Origin of the sequence: Nguyenibacter vanlangensis (assembly GCF_013376155.1) — a bacterium.
GTDB classification, from domain to species: Bacteria; Pseudomonadota; Alphaproteobacteria; order Acetobacterales; family Acetobacteraceae; genus Gluconacetobacter; species Gluconacetobacter vanlangensis.
Map to the genome: position 1 here is coordinate 1 of NZ_JABXXP010001244.1, position 554 is coordinate 554.

The 554-nt window shown below is 72.6% G+C and carries 2 protein-coding genes; both read left to right on the forward strand.

What is annotated here, in order from left to right; genetic code table 11:
• Window positions 1-414, forward strand: a 414-nt coding sequence (locus HUK84_RS22385; protein ID WP_176642069.1) for a PdxA family dehydrogenase, incomplete at its 5' end; no start/stop codon positions are given.
• A partial coding sequence (locus HUK84_RS23460; protein ID WP_246285843.1) for a pyridoxine 5'-phosphate synthase occupies window positions 411-554 on the forward strand: 144 nt, incomplete at its 3' end. The genes HUK84_RS22385 and HUK84_RS23460, both read left to right, overlap by 4 nt.

Sequence of the window (554 nt, forward strand, 5' to 3'; positions counted from 1 at the left end):
GATTTCGGCATCGCCGCGCCGCGCCTGGCCGTGGCGGGGCTGAACCCGCATGCCGGCGAGGGCGGGGTGATGGGGGACGAGGAAACGACGATCATCGCGCCCGCGATCGCGGCCCTGCGCGCGGCGGGGATCGCGACCAGCGGCCCCTGGGCGCCCGATACGATGTTCATCCCCCGCGCGCGGGCGCGCTATGACGCGGCGCTGTGCATGTATCACGACCAGGCGCTGATCCCGCTGAAGACGATCGACATGGCGGGCGGGGTGAACGTCACCCTGGGCCTGCCGATCGTGCGGACCTCGCCGGACCACGGCACCGCCTTCGACATTGCCGGCCAAGGGGTGGCCGATCCGTCCAGCCTGCTGGCCGCGCTGCGCCTGGCCGGCGAGATGAGCCGCAACCGGAGGTCCGCATGACCGGCGATCCTGCTTCCCCATCCCCTGTTTCCGCACCCCTTTCCGTGCCCTCGTCCGGGGCGCGGAGGCTGCGGCTGGGCGTGAATATCGACCATGTCGCCACCGTGCGGAACGCCCGCGGCGGCACGCATCCCGACCCG